A 705-nucleotide genomic window follows, 5' to 3' on the forward strand; every position below is an offset into this window, starting at 1 on the left:
CCGCAGGAGCGCGTCCAGGCCGGATCCCTCGCCCACACGGGCCCGCAGGAGCGGCACGGGGTGGCGGCGGGCGGCCAGGAGGAGGGCGGTGCCCGCCGTGAGTGCGGCGCCTGCCGCCGCCACCCCGTGCCGCTCCTGCGGGCCCGTGTGGGCGAGGGATCCGGCCTGGACGCGCTCCTGCGGGGATTCGACCGTGAAGCGGTAGCCTCCGGCCTCGCCGACCCAGTCGCCGTCGTCGCCGCGCCGCTGGACGACGGCGGCGTCCGCGACGACCTCCCCCGTGGACGCGTCCGGCGAGAAGGCCAAATGGACCGTGACCGTCAGGGAGCCGCCCGCCGCAAGGGTGTAGCCGGAGAACGCGTCGCCGCCGTCGAAGACGGCGATGATCTCGTCGCGGTCGCTCTCCTCCAGGCTGACGGGCAGCGTGCCCTCGGGGGTGTCGAACTCCATCCGGAGGTGGTCGGCGCGCAGGGCGCGCGCCTCGTCCGACAGCACCACGACGGGGTGGATGGCGGTGCACCGGGTCGCGGTGGTGTTGGTCAGGTCCAGGAACCAGCTCTGCGGGCCGCCGCCGGTGCGGTAGACGGACGGGCCGCCGCGGATCCGCGCGCCGATGGGGAAGGCGGTGCTCTTGCCGTCGCCGCAGGTGGCTCGGGCCCGGGAGGGGAGCGCGGGGGCCCGCAGAGCTGGTTCCTGGACCTGACC

Annotated in this window: 1 protein-coding gene; it reads right to left on the reverse strand. The window is 76.0% G+C overall.

Going from position 1 to position 705, the window contains the following annotated elements:
• On the reverse strand, positions 1-705 hold a 705-nt coding region (locus EF903_RS34630; protein WP_185902975.1), incomplete at both ends, for a hypothetical protein.

Source organism: Streptomyces sp. WAC05292 (assembly GCF_003949955.1).
Lineage (GTDB): Bacteria > Actinomycetota > Actinomycetes > Streptomycetales > Streptomycetaceae > Streptomyces > Streptomyces globosus.